Genomic DNA, 16,831 nt, shown 5'->3' on the forward strand with positions numbered 1-16,831 from the left:
ATTTTGAGGAGGAGTGACCTGTGGATTATGTTCAAAGATATATTTATGCCGTAACACAGAAGCTGCCCGAAGGGCAAAGAGGGGATATTGAGCAGGAGCTGCAGGGCTTGATTGAAGACATGCTGGATGAACGCGTGCAGGGACAACCGGTGTCGGATGCCGACATCGAGGCGGTGCTCCGGAAGCTGGGAAGTCCGCAGAAGCTGGCGGATCAATACCGGGCTCGGCCAAGATATTTGATTGGTCCCGGATTTTTCGACGCTTATATCTCGGTACTGCGAATTGTCCTGATCTCTATTGGCATCGGCCTTACGGTCAGCTTCGCCGTTCAAGCCCTCATTACGCCAGCGGAGATACTTCAGCATTTTATTTCCTATATCGTATCGATCATAACAATCGGTGCGCAAGGCTTCGCTTGGGTGACTGTGTCCTTTGCCATTATTGAATACGCTGGCGTGAAGCCGAAGGATTTGAACAAAAACAAGCGGGAATGGTCTCTTGCTGACCTGCCCGAGATTCCTGACCGCAGGCTGCTCATTAAGCGCAGTGAGCCTATTGTGGGGATTACTTTCTCCGTATTATTCGCCGTACTGTTTACGTTCTCGGTAGAGTTGATCGGAGTGGGCGTTTTTCGGGAAGGCCTCAGAGAGATCGTGCCCATATTCAATGTAGAGAACTTCGCCAGGTATTTGCCGCTTATCTGGGGACTTACGGCGCTTAGCATCATGAAGGAATCGGTCAAGATGATTTTCGGCAAATGGACGCGGGGCGTAATGCTGTCTCATATGGCATTTAATGCCGCTCTTCTTATATTGTTGGTCATTATGTTTAAAGACTCTGGCATCTGGAACCCCTTCTTCATAGAACAATTGGTGCAGTTAAGCATTTTGACTCCGGGCAGTGAGGCGTTCGAATGGGTTGAATCGATCTGGAACAGTGGGGGCAACTGGTTTGTATCTATCGTAGCCATCGTGACTGTGATTGATGTGGTGACGGTATGCTTGAAGGTGTATCCGATTCATAAGAGCGCGGCGGGGAACGTTAAGCATCATTAAGGGTTCAGCGCTTGTATCTGGAACAACCCGGCATGCAAGGTTAATACTTTGTTTGTCGGGACTCCCATTGGGGTAAAGGTTAGCGTACGTACTCTGTACGCTGACTAACGATCTCGATCGGGGAGGTATCAGTGTTATGGATGAACAACGCAAATCAGGCAGCAATCGCAAGCAGGAGCAGTTGGAGCAGTTTCGTGTGAAGGACGAAGGCCAGAAGATGACGACGAACCAGGGGCTGCGGGTCTCAGAGGACGAATTCTCCCTCAAGGCAGGTGAGAGAGGCCCAACGCTGATGGAGGATTTTCATTTCCGAGAGAAAATGACGCATTTCGACCATGAACGCATTCCGGAGCGCATCGTGCATGCGCGGGGGTTTGCAGCTCACGGAGAGTTCGAGCTATATACATCGATGAAACCGTACACGAAGGCCAAATTTCTGCAGGAGCCCGGAACTATAACCCCTGTGTTCGTTCGCTTCTCCACGGTTGCAGGCTCTCGAGGTTCGGCGGAGACGGTCCGCGACGCGCGGGGCTTTGCTGTGAAGTTCTATACCGAGGAAGGCAACTATGATCTGGTCGGCAACAATATTCCCGTATTCTTCATCCAGGATGCCATCAAATTTCCGGACTTGATTCATGCGTTGAAGCCGGAACCGCATCATGAGATGCCGCAGGCGGCCACGGCCCATGATACGTTTTGGGATTTCGTGGCGAACAACCAGGAATCGGCGCATATGATCATGTGGGCGATGTCGGATCGCGCTATCCCGCGCAGCTACCGGATGATGGAGGGCTTCGGGGTGCATACTTTCCGGTTCGTCAACGAACAGGAAAAAGCCCATTTCGTCAAATTCCATTGGAAGCCCGTGCTTGGCACGCATTCGCTCGTCTGGGACGAGGCGCAGAAGATTGCGGGGAAAGACCCGGACTTCCACCGCCGGGACCTATGGGAATCGATTGATCAGGGCAATTATCCAGAGTACGAGCTCGGCGTCCAGCTTCTCCCGGAAGAAGACGAGTTCAAATTCGATTTCGATATCCTCGACCCGACCAAGCTATGGCCGGAAGAGGACATTCCCGTACAGTTGATCGGAAAAATGACGCTGAACCGCAATGTCGACAACGTATTCGCGGAGACGGAACAGGTGGCCTTCCATCCGGGACATGTTGTGCCGGGGATCGATTTCACCAATGACCCGCTGCTGCAGGGCCGCCTGTTCTCCTATACGGATACGCAGCTGATCCGGCTTGGGGGACCGAACTTTCATGAGCTGCCGATTAACCGGCCGGTGTGTCCGTTCCACAACAATCAGCGGGACGGCTATGGCCGTCAGACCATTAATGTAGGCCAGGTCAGTTACCATAAGAACTCGTTAGCCGGAAATACGCCGTCGCCTGCGACGGAGGCGGAGGGCGGCTACGTACATTATCAGGAGAAGGTCGAGGGCCGCAAAATCCGTGCCCGGAGCGAGAGCTTCAAGGATCACTTCTCCCAGGCGACGCTTTTCTGGAACAGTATGAGCATGGCGGAGAAGCAGCATATCATCGATGCCTTCTCGTTCGAGCTCGGCAAGGTGAAGAGCAAGTCGGTACGCCAGCAGGTGGTCGATATGATTGGCAACGTCAGCTTGAAGCTGGCCGTCCCGGTTGCCGAGGCCATCGGGGCGAATCCTCCCGAGGGGGCGGGTTCGCAGTCCAGCAAATCCTCTCCTGCGCTTAGCCAGGAGAATACGGTAAAGTCGCCGAGGACCCGCAAGGTCGGCGTCATTGTGGGCAGCGGCTTCGATGGTTCCGAAGCGAAGCTGGTGCTGAATGCGCTGATCGCCGAAGGCGTCCAGGCTGAAGCTATTAGCGACAAGCTCGGCGTGCTCCACGGCACGGAGGACATGGAATGTGAGGTCATGTATACGTTCTTGACCGCTGACTCCGTCTTGTTCGATGCGGTTTACGCGATCGGCGGAGAGCTCGCCTCCGATAATTCGGATCGGAAGGCGGCTTCGTTCATCCAGGAGGCTTACTCGCATTATAAGCCGATTGGGGCAGCCGCTGGCGGCATGAAGTGGCTGGAGCCGCAAATAGAAAACAGCCCGGGCGTCGTTACGGGGATGCACGGCGGCGATTTCGCAGCCGGTTTCATTGAGGCGATCGCGGCTCACCGCCACTGGGATCGCGCCTGAGCTAAGGGAGTTTGCGGGCCAATCGCAACCTAGACCGCAGATGCATGCGGTGAAATAATGGATAGACAGCAAGACGCCCCGCAGTGGACAATGATTCCAACTGTGGGGCGTCTGCTATTAATTATGGCTGCTGGGGCAACTCGGCTTCTACTACGATTTTGACTGCTTGGCTGATCGCGGGCAGGCTTCTGGTCATGACGGGCTGATAGAACCCGATGACCTTGGACCCTTGCTTGATGGAGCTCGGCTCTACAGGCTTGCCCTCCTTGTCCACGATGGCCGTGTCGTCGCTAAGTCGAAGGACGATGTCATTCTGGGACAGGTCAGTTAACCCTTGGCCCTTGACCAGATAACTGGCATGTCCTTGCTCATCCGTGCGGATTTCCTCGATCGTCCCTGCGGTTCCTAACAGCTCGCCGGGCAGTTCGGCGTCCAGCACGGTGAGGACGTAGGCTCCTGTCTGAGGTGGCAGGCTGAGGGTCATGGCTAGCGAATGCTCAGCTTCCACGGTCATGCCGATCCGAAGATCCGACCACTCAAGCTTCGTTCCGTCAGGGCGCTGATATACCGTATCCTCGCTGACTTTCAGAACAAGCCCGTCAGGCCAGACTCCCTGGATATGAACCGAGGCATATTTATCGTCATTATGAATGGCGGTGATAACGCCGGTAGTTTGGGCGGTTTGCTGCTGAACAGGCTGCTCTGGCTGCTGCGCCTCCTGCATCTGTGTTGTAATTGAGACGGAACCGGAGCTGATTGCTACGGAGGCACGCAGTGCATTCTCGACGAAGGCGGTCGGCACATGCAGCTGTCCCTGCGTCAGCTCAGGAGCGGCAGGAAGAGAGGCTGTTGTCCCGTTGACCTTATATTCCTTCGTTTCTGTAATGACGGCTGCGCTCATATCGTCCTTGCTTATAATGGCGGAACGATCCGCTTGACTCCATTTCACGGTATAACCTAGTTGTTCTGCAACGGCGCGAAGCGGCAGCATCGTTGCTTCTCCGCTATGCGCTTGGTAGGCCGTCCCGGGCAGAAGCGTTCCGTTGATTTCAATAGCGATAGCTGATGCCTGCGACGAGGAAACGATCGGCGCAATTTCTGCTGAGGCGGATGGCTGATTGGCCGCCGGCTCTGCCGCTGCAGCGCTAGAAGCTATAATCGCCGTGGACAAAGCCAGCATGGCCAGCGAAGTTCTCAAAGTAGTGTTCATCATTGTCAATCCTCTCGACTTGTAATGTAGGTAGTTCTACAAGTCAAGACGGGACGGATTATGGAAATGTTGCACAAGGTGACGAATTATACCAGCTTTTTGCGGATCGAGCCGGAGATCATGTCGATGATCGTAATCATGACGACGATGCCAAGCAGAATGATGCCAACCCTCTCCCAATTTCGGGAGCTCAGGGCAAAAATGAGCGGCGTTCCGATCCCGCCCGCTCCGATGATCCCGAGAATGGTGGCGGAGCGGACGTTAATTTCGAACCGGTATAAGGTATAGGACAGGAAGCCTGGCAGCACCTGAGGGATCACGGCGAACCACATGATTTGCAGGCGGCTCGCCCCCGAGGCGATTAAGGCTTCGACGGGGCCTTTGTCTAAATTTTCGACCTCGTCGGCAAACAGCTTGCCCAGCATGCCTACGGAATGCAGTCCAAGCGCCAGTACTCCGGCGAAAGAGCCCGGGCCGACAGCCTTGATGAACAGGATGGCCATAATGATTTCTGGGAAGGTGCGAATGAAGCTCAGTAGCATTTTTCCGGAGCCGGACACCCATCGGGTTGAGCTCATATTGGTGGCTGCCCAGAAGGCTAAAGGAATGCAAACGACGGTCGAAATGAAGGTGCCAAGCATGGAAATGGCCAGCGTATCCAGCAGCCCTCGCAGCAAATCCTCGCCGTCGGGCAAATACACATAATCCCAATCCGGCGAGAAGATCCCGGCTATGATCGCCTTCGTGATCTGCCCTGCCGTTTCTTTGATGCCGGTGTAAGGGATGCCGGCGAATGCCCATATATAGATGATGGCAAGCGCGGCGTAAATGAGCCAGCGATAGGCTCGTTTCTTCGGCTTGCGCCTGATTTCGTTTCCCGATTTTGTCATAGCAGCTTCTCCCGCAGCTTCATGCTCACATAGTCGATCACAAGCACGATAGCTAATGTAAAAATAATGATCACACTAGTCTTGTCATATTCCAGAAAACCTAAAGTCACCTCGTAATAATGCCCGATGCCTCCGGCGCCGACGAGGCCGAGAATGGCCGCCGCACGCACGTTGATTTCGAAGGTATAGAGCACGTAAGAAGCGAAATGTGCCTGAATCTGCGGGATGACGCCGTAAGCGATTCGCTGCGGCGCGTTCGCGCCGACGGAGATCATCGCCTCCAGCGGGCCGTTATCGATCGTCTCCAGCGCTTCATAGGTCAGCTTGGCGATGAGGCCCATCGAGAACACTGCCAGGGCGAATATGCCCGGCAGCGGACCAAGCCCGAATATAGCGACGAACAGGGCGGCCAGCAGCAAATCCGGAATCGTGCGCACGAGATTAAGCAGGAAACGTACCGGATAATAAATCCAGCGGGATCTGGCCAAATTGCTGGCGCACAGCAGGGCGACGGGAATAGCGCCGATCGCTCCGAGCGTCGTTCCTACGAGGGCCATACGAATCGTCTCGAGCATCGCATCGGTAATATGGCTGAAATAGCTCCATTTCGGCGGAAACATCTCCCGCAGCAGATCGAGCATATTGGGGAGGCCGGATACAAGTTCACTGAGTGTCGATTCCGTTTGCACAGCGCTTCCCCAGAGGAGAAGCAGGATAATGACCGCCGTCAGCACATGCTTCAGCCGGTTAGGGGCCTTCGGGCGCGCGTCGATAGGGATGCTTGGCTTGGCGTTCATACAACCCGCTCCTCCAGCAGTTCGTCCTGTTGAATCGGCCGTCCGTAAATGGAAGCGAAGACCTCGTCCGTTGCTTCGGATACGGGGCCGTCAAAGACCACCTCTCCCGCTCTGAGCCCGATGATCCGGGTTGCGTAGGCTCTGGCCAAATCGATGAAATGCAGATTGACGATCGTCGTAATGCCCAGCTCCTGGTTGATTCTCTTTAAATCGTCCATGACCTGCTTCGTCGTCAACGGATCAAGAGAGGCAACCGGCTCATCGGCGAGGATGATTTTGGCTTCCTGGGCGAGCACGCGGGCAATCGCGACCCTCTGCTGCTGTCCGCCGGACAGCTGGTCGGCCCGAACATAGGCTTTCTCGGCGATGTTGACGCGGCTAAGCGCCTCAAAGGCGAGATCGGTGTCCTCCTTCGGGAATAGCCCCAGCACGGTACGCAGCGTGGAATGGTAGCCGACCCGTCCGGCCATCACGTTGCGCAGCACGGTAGAGCGCTTGACCAGATTGAAACTTTGAAAAATCATCCCGATATCGCGGCGAATGCTGCGAAGCTGCTGCCCCGTCGCGTTCGTAATCGACTTGCCGCCGATGCGGATGTCCCCTTCGGTAATGTCATGCAGCCGGTTCATCGCGCGCAGCAGCGTTGATTTCCCTGCTCCTGACAGTCCGACGATGACGACGAACTCGCCTGGGGAAATGGACAGATTAATCTCGTTCAGACCCTTTGTTCCGTTGGGATAAGTCTTGGATACATTCGTAAGCTCTATCACGTAAATGATCATTCCTTATAATAGTTTTATCGTGCACTTCCGCTTACCATCTCTAAGCATCTCTAAGAACAAGCACAGCCAGTCACAGTGCGGCAGCACTCCAACTGGCTTGCTCATTTTGCGTACGGTGTTCCAGAGGCTCCCCAATTCAAATGGTCAGCTTACTCTGTCTTCACTTTCTCCCCGTATTCACGCACGATATCAAAAGTGCTGTCTTCCGATGTCACATAACCCTCATGCGAGTAAATTTCTTGAATGATTGCGCGTCCTGCCTCATCCTTGCCGATATCGATGAAGGCGTTAGCGATTTTCTCGCTCCACTCCGCGTTCATGTCCGTGCGGATGGAAACTGTGTCGTTCGGGATCGGCTCAGTGAATGTCAGCACCCGTGTATCCTCAAATACTGTCGGATAGTCACCCTTTACGACGTTTCTGGCATCCTGGAAAATCGCCGCGGCATCAACATCCCCGTTCAATACGGCGAGTACACCTTGGTCATGACCTTTAACCGTAATGGCTTGCACGTCCTTAAGCGGATCGAGCCCTGATTCCATCAGCTTGCCGGCAGGCCATACGAAGCCCGCGGAGGATGTAACGTTTTGATAGGCGATGCGTTTGCCTTTCAGATCGCTTACGGACTGGATAGGTGAATCTTTCTTGACGATAATCATCGACTTATAGAAATCGACGAGCTCCTCGGTTGGAGCGCCCGTATCATCCTGTACCCCATAACGCTGGGCCTGCAGAATGACCTCGGCAGCGCCTTTCTCTTTGGCCAGGACATAAGCGGTTGGCGGAAGGAAGCCGACATCGACTTTCTTGGAAGCCATCGCTTCAATAATGGTATTGTAGTCGGTCGATACGCTGACTTTGACAGGAATGCCGAGGCGGTCGCTCAGCAGCTTTTCCAGCGGTTTCGCTTTAGCTTCAAGGGTATCGGCGTTCTGGGATGGAACGAATTGCACGGTTAACTTCTCAGGCACATATCCTTCAGCTTTCGGCGCATTCGCAGCCTGGTTCTGATCGGCGGATGTGTTCGCCGCGGCATCTGTTCCGGTGTTGCTGACCGCAGCATTGCTGCCACAGCCGCTAAGGAAGGCGACGGATAAGAATAAAGGCAGAATGAATCGGGTTATCTTTTTCAAACGGTATGACCTCCACTAAGTCTATTTTTTTTTGGATTGCACAATTAACTATAAGAGAGGTTTATTAACGGCTTGTCAGCGGAAATATAGCATTATGTAAAAAAATGTGATTTTTAGACCCGCCCATTTAATATAAATCATGATTTCGCCTGATAGACTAAATTAGGAAATGCGTTTGAATTTAGTTACAGAAGGGATTAGAAGATGGCGATGACAAAAACAGCTGCCTGCGAAATTGAGATCCTCGTTACAAGCGATATTCACGGGCATATTTATCCTACGGATTACAGAACGGCAGAGGACAAGAGCTTGGGCCTTGCGAAAATAGCTTCGTTAATCCAGGAAGAACGGCGGCAAGCTCCCGACTTGCTCTTGCTGGATAACGGCGATTTGATACAAGGGTCGCCAATGGCCTCGTATTATGTGAAGCAGGGAACGGATGCGCCCCATCCAGCAGTGGCTGTGCTGAACAGGCTGTCTTATGACGCAGCCATCCCAGGGAACCATGAGTTCAATTATGGGCAGAATGTACTGCGCCGCGTTATGGCGGCGTCCGGATTCCCCTGGTTGTCGGCGAACATTGTCGACTCCAAGACGGGGGAGCCTGCCTTCGGCGTACCTTATATCATCAAACAAGCAGGCCCGGTTGATGATCCGGTCAAAGTAGCGATTCTTGGTCTGACGACGCATTATATCCCCAATTGGGAGAATCCGCTTCATCTTGAAGGATTGGAGTTCCGTGACGCGCTTGAGACGGCACAGGCATGGGTGCCCCTGATCCGGGAACGGGAGCGTCCTGATCTGCTTGTCGTCTGTTATCACGGCGGGTTCGAGCGGGATTTGGCCAGCGGGGAAGCGAGCGAGAAGCTGACCGGGGAAAATCAGGGCTACGCATTTTGCCGGGAAGTAGATGGCATAGACGTGCTGATTACCGGGCATCAGCATCGCTTTTTGGCGACGCAGCTTGGAGAAGTTGCCATAGTCCAGCCCGGCAGCCTGGGGCAAGCCTTGGGCAAGGTCGTGGTTAATTTAGAGAAGCAGGGGGAACGGTGGAGTATCAGACGCAAATCGGCGGAGCTATTGATGGTGGATGATTCGGTAAGCGCGGACGGAACGGTTCTGGAGATGTTCTCCGGGCTGGAAGCTGCGACACAGAGCTGGCTGGATCAGCCGATCGGGCAGGTGGCGGGAGACATGCGCATCCAAAGTCCGTTCATCTGCCGAATGGCGGATCATCCCTTCATCGAGTTCGTGAATAAGGTGCAAATGGAGGCCGCAGGGGCTGCGGTATCGTGTGCTGCCTTGCTGAGCGAGGAGTCCCGCGGCTTCGGCGCGACCGTCACTATGCGCGATGTGCTGGGCAATTTCATGTACCCCAATACGCTAACTGTGCTCCGGCTGAAGGGGAAGGATATTCGGGATGCATTAGAGCAGACGGCTGCTTATTTCGTGGTCGGCCCGGATGGAAGGCTGGCGGTCAATCCATCGTACTTGGAACCTAAAGCCCAGCATTACAATTACGATATGTGGGAGGGCATCCGGTATGAGCTGGCCCCCGCCAAACCGCTCGGACAGCGGGTTGTGAAGCTGACTGATCTTAGCGGCAGGGCGCTTGGGGATGAGACGGAAATGGATGTGGTCATGAACAGCTACCGGGCTGGCGGCGGTGGAGATTACGAAATGTTCAAAGGAAAGCCCATCGTGCGGGAAATCGCGACTGATATGGCTGAGCTGGTTGCGGAATACTTTTGGAAGCACCGGACCGTTCGAGCAAGCTGCGACCAAAATTGGCGGGTTATTGCGCATGGTCCTATGGTACAATGACAGACATCAGGGCAAGCTAGAAGCTGTATGAGAATCAGCTGATGCGCATAACTTACTGTGAAAGAGGAGCTGACCATTATGAGCGAAAAAATTAATGAGCAAGAGCTCGTTCAGTATATCGTCGAGCGAACCAAAGCTAAGCCGGAGGAGATCCGAGCTGTGCTGAAGCATGAAGAGGCATTCATCAACAATGCCCGTAAGGGCGCCAAAGGGGATGTCGATATCGATGGCGATGAGCTGGTTGATTACGTGCTGAGCCGTCCGGGCGTGAAGCTGGACGAGCTGACCGTGGAGACGATCTTGGAGCTGGAGATGGACTACTTGATGGACAAGGGTCTTGCCGGCTACGTGGATTAGAGCTTTTTGAGACAAATCAAATCCCCTTCCCTGCCTGAGCAGCTGAAGGGGATTTTTGCGCCGCACCGGGTGATAATAAGCCTCGATATAAGTCGGAGAAGTTTGTTTCTTGTCGAAATGCCTGTTCCCTGGCTTTGCCCAATGTTATGATATTGCTAATGTTGCGAAGTTCATACATAACACCATAAAAAACCAAGAGTTACATAGGAGGAACAACCGTGAATGGCCCAATGATCATCACTCTTATCGTTCTGATAACGGCATCGGTGCTGTTTGTCTCGGGAAAAATCCGGTCTGATCTCGTGGCGGTCGGATCGCTGATTATTTTGATGTTGCAGGGCATACTTACTCCGGCTGAGGCGCTATCCGGCTTCTCCAATTCGGTCGTCATCATGATGATCGGATTGTTCGTCGTAGGCGGAGGCATACTCCAGACCGGGCTGGCCAAGATGGCAAGCCGGATACTGCTTCGCCTGGCGGGAAAGAGTGAGACCCGGCTATTGATTATGGTCATGCTCGTAACCTCGTTTATCGGTGCTTTTGTCAGCAATACCGGCACGGTCGCCGTGATGATGCCGATCGTCGTGAGTCTGGCAATGAGTGCGGGAACCCATCCAGGCAAGCTGCTCATGCCGCTCGCCTTTGCCAGCAGTCTTGGCGGGATGCTTACGCTGATCGGCACGCCGCCTAACCTGGTGATCCAGGAGACGCTCCAGCAGGCTGGGTATAAGGGGCTATCTTTTTTCAGTTTTACGCCGATCGGCCTCGTCTGTTTGACTGCGGGCATTATCGGCCTGCTCTTCTTGCGCCGCTTCCTGCCTGACCATCAGAAGAAGGAGGGTAAGGGCAAGAAGAAGAGCCGTTCCCTGCAGGATCTCGCCAAGCAGTATCAGTTAACGCAAAATTTGTTCCGTGTCCAGGTAGGGAAGGATTCGCCGATTCAATCACAAACGCTGCAGGAGCTCGATATTTCGGCCAGGTTCGGGGTCAACATTATTGAGATCCGCCGCAAAATTTCGGCGAAGAACCAATTTTTCAAGACGATTAACCAGGAAATTGCCGGACCGGATACTGTCATTCATGAGGATGACATTCTGTATGTCAACAGTACGTTTGAGCGGGCGGAGCAATTCGCCCGGCACTACGGGCTAATCTTGCTCGATCATCAAGTTCCGGAAAGAAGCGGGCCGCTGCCCGCTCAGGATACACAGTATGCGACCAGCGAGGTGGGCATTGCCGAGGTGATGCTGACGCCGAACTCCAGCCTAATCGGCAGGCTGGTCAAGCATTCGGGATTTCGGGAGAAGTACCGGGTAAATATTCTCGGCATCCAGCGGAAGGAGCATTACCTGCTGCATAATCTGAAGGAGGAACGGATGAAATTCGGCGATGCTTTGCTCGTTCAAGGCACGTGGAAGGATATCGCGCTGCTTGCGGCGGACCAGGCTAACGTCGTCGTTGTCGGCCAGCCCATCGAAGAATCGCGCAAGGTGACGATGGACATCAAGGCGCCGATCGCCGCAGGTATTATGCTGTTAATGGTGATCCTGCTTATTACAGAGCTGGTGCCTGCTGTGGCGGCCGTCATGATCGCCGCCGTGCTGATGGTCGTCTTCGGCTGCGTTCGCAACATGGAGGAAGCGTATAAAAGCATCAACTGGGAAAGCATCGTCTTGATCGGCGGCATGATTCCGATGTCGATCGCCATCGAGAAGACCGGAGCGGCTGCGCTGCTGTCCGAGGGGCTGGTGAGCACGCTTGGCGGCTATGGCCCGATTGTGCTGCTGGCCGGCGTATATTTCACGACATCTCTGCTCACCATGTTCATCAGCAATACGGCCTGCGCGGTGCTGTTCGCGCCTATCGCCCTTACTGCAGCGGTTCAGCTTGGCGTAAGCCCGTATCCGTATTTGTTCGCGGTTTCGATCGGGGCAAGCATGTGCTTTGCGTCCCCGTTCTCCACACCGCCCAATGCATTAGTCATGTCGGCTGGACGATATAAATTCAGCCATTATATTAAAGTCGGCCTGCCGCTGCAGATATTTATCGGTGTAGTGATGGTGGCGGTGCTGCCGATATTTTTTCCGATCTAATGAAAAACGTCCTCATTCGCGGCTTCCTGCTGCGGTTGAGGGCGTTTGTTTTTTGGAGAAAAGGAAATTTGATGACAACTTTTGATGACAACTATAATAATTAAAATGCAATATATATTTGACATTAAGGCATATATGTTATAGATTTATGGTGTGAATCGAATCTTTACTATATTACGCAGAGAGGGTGTGCAGACATGAAATGGTTTCAATGGATTTCAAGTCGGGGCAAACAAGTAGACGAGAGAATCGTTAATACACAGAACAAAATTTATAAAGAAATATACATGCTGATCATGTTGATCTGCCTGGTGTCGGTTGTCGGCAAATTCATCATGTTAGGTACGGATACACCGGTAATCACAGAAATCGCCATTTTGCTGGCTTCCAGCCTGTATTATCTGATTCGTTCGGCTTCCCTGGGTATTTATTCGGACGCGGTTGAGGTTCACGATCGAACGAGCAAATTCAAGATGAGCACCAAGAATATCATTGCAGGCAGCGTTTTGGGTTTGGGGCTGGCTTTGTTCTTCGGCTTCCGCAGCGCAATTCTTTATGCTGACGGGGGATTACAGTCCCTTTGGTATTTCGTACTCGTGGCTTTCGTCTCATTGATGATTTATGTTCCTCTGTTCCTGCTGTTAACCTTCGGCCTTCATACGGTGGCGAATAAAGCCAGTGCGCATGTGAATAAGGATGAGTCGGAATGAAGAACATCAGGATGAAGCTGGCTAGGGTCGAAAAGGACTTGTCTCAAGAGCAGTTAGCTCAAATCGTTGGCGTATCAAGACAAACGATCGGTTTAATCGAGCTTGGGAAATACAATCCCAGTCTCAGCTTGTGCGTGGCAATTTGCAAAGCCTTGTCCAAGACGCTGAACGATCTTTTTTGGGAGGAATAGCCGGGAACAGCACCCGGCCATCGGACCCGGATATTCCCATATTGAAGGTGGGCAATTTGTCTGCGCAAGAATGGTTGTTCTAGTAAAAAATCCCCATAGTTTAGCCGATAAATAAAACAGACGGGTAAATAGAATGGGGGCCTTCACAAACATGAGGAGACGGGTATATCTTATATTCTGCAGCATATTGTTTTGCTTCCTGCTGACCTCCTGCAGTTTGATCGATGAGCTGAAGGGAAGCTCAAGCGTCAATGGAGCAAGCGTGGAAGAAGAGCATGCAGCCGCCAAGTACGGCGCTTACATTAATTTGAACAATATGATGACCGGCGGGACGTTTGATAGAGCAATCGAGAGCTATATTAGCGAATTTGGCATGGATGAAGATATGTATATCAGCGAAGACTTCAGCGGCAGCGGCTTTGCCACTGTTCCCGGATTGGCCGGACTGGCGATGACGGTGAACACCGCTGTAGATCGCGCGGCCGGCGAGCCGTCGTATGGCGCTGCAGATGAAGCGCTCATTCAATTAGGCCCCGCGATGCTCGATCTGCTGGATACGATGGAGGAAATATCCGATTACTATAGTGATGGTACCTTCGTGGAGGATCAGCTTGCCAAAGGCAAGGAGCTGCACAGCCAATTCATTGCCCAATATCATACATATGAGCCGTTGGCCAACCAGTTTTATAACGACTTCGATCAGATTGCGGCGGATCAAAAGCTGAAGGATCTAGATAAGCTCAAGGAGCAGGATTACTTGATCCGGTATCATGCCCTCAGCGTAGTTATGCGGGCTCAGGATATTGAGAAGACTTTCTTTGAAGCCGAGATCTATGATGAGAATATATTGGACTGCAATCTGGAGGAATACAGGATATTGTTTGACTTGCTGGTTCAGGATGCGAAGCAGTTTACGGAATATGCGAAGGATGCCAAGAGGAAGAAGCAGGAATCCTGGACGACGGCTCCGGAACTGGACACCACGCTGCAAGAGGTCATCGGAACGGCAACCGATATTTTAACCATTTTAGAGACACAGGACACGAGCAGCAACAGGGACAACAATCTTATGAGCAGCTATTTCTCCCAGGTGTCGAACCTGATCGATGCTTATAATTACAATATTCGGATGGATAAGGCGAAATAATTTTGGAATAGAGGCAGGCGGATATCAGCCTGTCTTTTTTGTGTTGTTACGGAAAAGAATTGGCGCTAACCCATAGTGATCATGTTATAATTTAGAGAACAAACGTTCCTGATAGAATCGGCAGGTGATAATCGTGAATCATCGGGTAGAAATCGCCGTCCGCCATCTGGTTGAGTATGTGTTCCGCAGCGGAAGCCTAGAGGGTGGGTTCCGGAGCGTCTCTACCTTGACGGAAGGCACGAAAGCACATCAGAGAATTCAGCAGCAATACGGAGAATTGGATCAAAAGGAAGTATATCTATCTTTGGAAGTGCCCTACGGGGAGTTCGTCTTCGTTATAGACGGGCGCTGCGACGGCCTGTTAGCCGATGAGAACGGGAAGATCACGATCGATGAGATCAAGTCTACGGCGATGGAGCTGGATAGGATTGAACCGGACACCTTCCTTGTTCATTGGGCCCAGGCGAAATGCTACGCTTATATGCATGCCGTGGCATATGATGTCCCAGAGCTAAACATTCAACTGACGTATGTTCAAGTCGATACGGATGAGCATAAACGCTTCGTGCAGACGATGACGCGCGAGCAATTGAAGGCGTTCGTGGCCGATGTCGTTCAGAGATACGCTCCTTACGCGGAAATGCTGCATCATCACAGGACGAAGCGGGATGCGAGCATCGAGGGATTAGCATTTCCTTTTCCCGCGTATCGGCAAGGACAGCGGAAGCTTGCGGGCGCGGTATATACCAGTATTGCTGAGAAGGCCAAGCTGTTTGCCCAGGCGCCGACGGGAATCGGCAAGACGATGTCGACGATATTCCCGACGGTCAAAGCAATCGGAACCGGGCTGCTGCAGCGCATCTTCTACCTTACGGCCAAGACGATTACAAGGACCGCGGCGGAGGAAGCTTTTGCCCGGCTGCAGGCTGAGGGGCTGCAGCTTCATGCGGTGACAATTACCGCGAAGGAGAAGATTTGTTTCCAGGAGCAAATCAGCTGCCGGAAGGAAGACTGCATTTATGCGGATGGCTACTATGATCGAGTGAACGGAGCCATTCTGGATATGCTTGGCCACGAGACGCTGATCAATCGTGAGGTCATTGAGGGTTATGCCCGTAAGCACCGTGTCTGTCCGTTCGAGTTTTCGCTGGATGCGGCCTACGCTGCCGATGCGGTGATTTGCGATTACAACTATATTTTCGATCCGCGGGTTTCCTTGAAACGGCAGTTTGCCGAGCATAAGCGGCAGACCGCCCTGCTTGTGGATGAGGCGCATAATCTGGTGGACCGCTCCAGAGAGATGTTCTCCAGCGCACTGGGCAAATCGGCATTTCTCGCATTGCAGCGGGAGTATAAGGCGGCGAACAAGAGATTGTCCGCAGCTGCTAAGGAAGTGAACGCCTACTTCATCCGGCAGAGAAAACAAGCGGAGGAGAAGCATTTGATCGATCGCGAGGCTCCGGACGAACTGCTTCTTCTACTGGAGGATTTCGTCCAGCAAGCGGAACGCGAATTGGCTGGGGGTACGGGGGGCTTCGCTCCCGAAACAGGTTCGCTGCTGCTTGAGACGTATTTTGAAGCCGTCCATTTTATAAAAATCGGCAAGCTATACGATGAACGTTATATAACTTACGTGGATATTTCCAGCCAGGAGGTGAGGGTAAAAATGTTCTGCCTTGATCCCTCTCATCTGCTGCGCGAAATGGGCAAAGGCTACCGCTCGCATATTTATTTCTCGGCAACGCTGTCGCCGATCGGCTTCTACAGGGACATGCTAGGGGCGGAAGCCGATGATTATACGCTGTCCATCCCATCCCCCTTTTCTAGGGAGCAATTGGAGGTTGTCCTTCTGCCCCTGTCGACGCGCTACCGTGACCGGGAAACGACGGTGGAGCCGCTTGCTGCTTACTTGCAGCAATTGACGGAGCGGCGGGCCGGCAACTATTTATTCTTTTTCCCTTCCTATACTTACATGAATATGGTCTATGAACGCTTTATGGCTGGCGATCCTAAGGTAGACACGATTGTTCAGCATACAGAAATGTCGGAGGCGGAGCGGGAGGACTTTTTGGCTGCATTTGAAGCCGGACGATCAGGCGGGGCATTAGTGGGGTTTGCGGTGTTGGGTGGCATTTTCTCTGAAGGCGTTGATTTAGTGGGCAATCGATTAACAGGCGTCGTCGTTGTTGGTGTGGGCTTGCCGCAAATCGGCCTGGAACGGAATATTATTCGCGATTATTTCGACCAGACGGACAGGAACGGTTATGATTATGCCTATGTGTTTCCGGGCATGAACAAGGTTCTTCAGGCAGGGGGAAGGCTTATCCGTTCCGAGCAGGACACCGGATTGCTGGTGCTGGTCGATGACCGGTATCTTCAGCCGCATTACGCCAGGCTTCTTCCGGCGGAATGGAGCGACCACACTGTAATCACACTGTAGTCGTGCCATGACCATACGATGTAATG

14 protein-coding genes are annotated in these 16,831 nt (G+C 52.9%); 9 read left to right on the top strand and 5 right to left on the bottom strand.

Features of this window, described 5'->3' with window-relative positions; all coding sequences use genetic code 11:
- Positions 1-20: 20 nt before the first annotated feature.
- Positions 21-1,055 carry an HAAS signaling domain-containing protein gene (locus ACYUJT_RS16020; protein WP_460323945.1) on the top strand — a complete coding sequence of 345 codons (1,035 nt, stop codon included), beginning with the start codon at positions 21-23 and terminating at the stop codon, positions 1,053-1,055.
- Between the two features lie 136 nt (positions 1,056-1,191).
- Positions 1,192-3,231, top strand: a complete 2,040-nt coding sequence (locus tag ACYUJT_RS16025) for a catalase (RefSeq protein ID WP_460323947.1) — start codon at positions 1,192-1,194, stop codon at positions 3,229-3,231.
- A gap of 121 nt (positions 3,232-3,352) precedes the next feature.
- Here the strand turns inward: ACYUJT_RS16025 and ACYUJT_RS16030 are convergent, their stop codons facing one another.
- The 5 genes from ACYUJT_RS16030 to ACYUJT_RS16050 all read right to left on the bottom strand — a co-directional run bounded on the left by ACYUJT_RS16030 (position 3,353) and on the right by ACYUJT_RS16050 (position 8,043).
- The gene (locus tag ACYUJT_RS16030; RefSeq protein ID WP_460323949.1) at positions 3,353-4,444 is read right to left on the bottom strand and encodes a copper amine oxidase N-terminal domain-containing protein; all 1,092 of its coding nucleotides are present in this window, start codon (positions 4,442-4,444) and stop codon (positions 3,353-3,355) included.
- An 83-nt stretch (positions 4,445-4,527) separates the two neighbouring features.
- Positions 4,528-5,331, bottom strand: coding sequence for a phosphonate ABC transporter, permease protein PhnE (gene phnE, locus ACYUJT_RS16035; protein ID WP_460323951.1), 804 nt, complete (start codon positions 5,329-5,331; stop codon positions 4,528-4,530).
- Positions 5,328-6,128 carry a phosphonate ABC transporter, permease protein PhnE gene (gene phnE, locus ACYUJT_RS16040; protein WP_460323953.1) on the bottom strand — a complete coding sequence of 267 codons (801 nt, stop codon included), beginning with the start codon at positions 6,126-6,128 and terminating at the stop codon, positions 5,328-5,330. The genes phnE (ACYUJT_RS16035) and phnE (ACYUJT_RS16040) overlap by 4 nt, the downstream gene beginning before the upstream one ends.
- Positions 6,125-6,898: a phosphonate ABC transporter ATP-binding protein gene (gene phnC, locus ACYUJT_RS16045; protein ID WP_460324198.1), complete on the bottom strand. Its 774-nt coding sequence runs from the start codon at positions 6,896-6,898 to the stop codon at positions 6,125-6,127. Before phnC ends, phnE (ACYUJT_RS16040) begins: the two co-directional genes overlap by 4 nt.
- A 161-nt stretch (positions 6,899-7,059) precedes the next feature.
- A complete protein-coding gene (locus tag ACYUJT_RS16050; RefSeq protein WP_460323955.1) occupies positions 7,060-8,043 on the bottom strand; it encodes a phosphate/phosphite/phosphonate ABC transporter substrate-binding protein in 984 nt (327 codons plus the stop codon).
- Positions 8,044-8,253: 210 nt separating this feature from the next.
- Here ACYUJT_RS16050 and ACYUJT_RS16055 point away from each other — a divergent pair, with 210 nt between their 5' ends.
- From ACYUJT_RS16055 to ACYUJT_RS16085, 7 genes are all read left to right on the top strand, one after another.
- Positions 8,254-9,867 carry a bifunctional metallophosphatase/5'-nucleotidase gene (locus ACYUJT_RS16055; protein ID WP_460324199.1) on the top strand — a complete coding sequence of 538 codons (1,614 nt, stop codon included), beginning with the start codon at positions 8,254-8,256 and terminating at the stop codon, positions 9,865-9,867.
- A 78-nt stretch (positions 9,868-9,945) separates the two neighbouring features.
- The gene (locus tag ACYUJT_RS16060) at positions 9,946-10,224 is read left to right on the top strand and encodes a hypothetical protein (RefSeq protein ID WP_460323957.1); all 279 of its coding nucleotides are present in this window, start codon (positions 9,946-9,948) and stop codon (positions 10,222-10,224) included.
- Positions 10,225-10,442: 218 nt separating this feature from the next.
- Positions 10,443-12,317 carry an SLC13 family permease gene (locus ACYUJT_RS16065; protein WP_460323959.1) on the top strand — a complete coding sequence of 625 codons (1,875 nt, stop codon included), beginning with the start codon at positions 10,443-10,445 and terminating at the stop codon, positions 12,315-12,317.
- A gap of 197 nt (positions 12,318-12,514) precedes the next feature.
- Positions 12,515-13,027, top strand: a complete 513-nt coding sequence (locus ACYUJT_RS16070) for a DUF6773 family protein (protein WP_460323961.1) — start codon at positions 12,515-12,517, stop codon at positions 13,025-13,027.
- The gene (locus ACYUJT_RS16075; RefSeq protein WP_460323963.1) at positions 13,024-13,218 is read left to right on the top strand and encodes a helix-turn-helix transcriptional regulator; all 195 of its coding nucleotides are present in this window, start codon (positions 13,024-13,026) and stop codon (positions 13,216-13,218) included. Before ACYUJT_RS16070 ends, ACYUJT_RS16075 begins: the two co-directional genes overlap by 4 nt.
- A 151-nt stretch (positions 13,219-13,369) precedes the next feature.
- Positions 13,370-14,365 (top strand): DUF3829 domain-containing protein, encoded by a 996-nt coding sequence (locus tag ACYUJT_RS16080; protein WP_460323965.1) that lies wholly within the window; start codon positions 13,370-13,372, stop codon positions 14,363-14,365.
- Positions 14,366-14,498: 133 nt separating this feature from the next.
- Positions 14,499-16,805: an ATP-dependent DNA helicase gene (locus ACYUJT_RS16085; protein ID WP_460323967.1), complete on the top strand. Its 2,307-nt coding sequence runs from the start codon at positions 14,499-14,501 to the stop codon at positions 16,803-16,805.
- The last annotated feature ends 26 nt before the right edge of the window (positions 16,806-16,831 follow it).

The sequence above is a fragment of the Paenibacillus sp. YSY-4.3 genome (assembly GCF_054767475.1).